The organism is Rhizobacter sp. P2_H2, from assembly GCF_056403375.1.
In genome coordinates this window covers 1-657 of sequence record NZ_JBFUFP010001730.1, presented here as the reverse complement: position 1 = coordinate 657, position 657 = coordinate 1, and the positions used below count along the sequence as shown (strand labels likewise).

Annotated in this window: 1 protein-coding gene; it reads right to left on the bottom strand. The window is 72.3% G+C overall.

Translation table 11 applies throughout. The features are described from left to right. Window positions 1-657, bottom strand: a 657-nt coding sequence (locus AC1D15_RS35885) for a sodium:solute symporter family transporter (protein ID WP_477829840.1), incomplete at both ends; no start/stop codon positions are given.

Sequence of the window (657 nt, the reverse complement as noted above, 5' to 3'; positions counted from 1 at the left end):
GCCCGTCGGCGGTCGACAGCGCCGCCGCCAGCCCGCCGGCCGCCACCATGCCCGAGACGACGTAGGGCAGCCCGGCGATCTCGGGCGTGGCCAGCACGATGATGTCGGCGCCGATGCGGATCTCGCCCAGCTGCAGCACGCCGTCGCGGTTGATGTCGGCCACCGACAGCAGCGTCGGGTCGACCTTGGCCCAGTTCGCGATCCAGGCCGGCAGCTGCTCGAAGGGCGTGCCGACCAGCGAGGTGAACAACTCGTACTTCACCAGCACCGCGAGCGCCGGCGCCGACAGGTACAGCAGCAGGATGAAGAACAGCGACCAGGTGACCGATTGCCGCGCCTGCCGCACCGACGGCGCCGTGTAGCAGCGCGCCAGGATGTGCGGYAGCGCCGCGGTGCCGATCATCAGGCAGAACACCAGCGCGATGAAGTTGCGCCGCGAATCGTCGAAGGCCTCGCGCTCGCCCGGCGTGCCGTCGGGATCACCCGCAAACGGCGTGCCGTGCGGCGGCATGCCGCCCAGCGGATGCGCCCTCGCCTCGTTGGCCGCCTGCGACTGCGTCCACGCGATGCGCGCCGCGGCCTCGTCGGCCGGCAGCGACAGCAGCAGCTTCTCGGCCGCCTGCAGTTCGGCCAGCGAGGCACCGGCCTGCCGCAGCT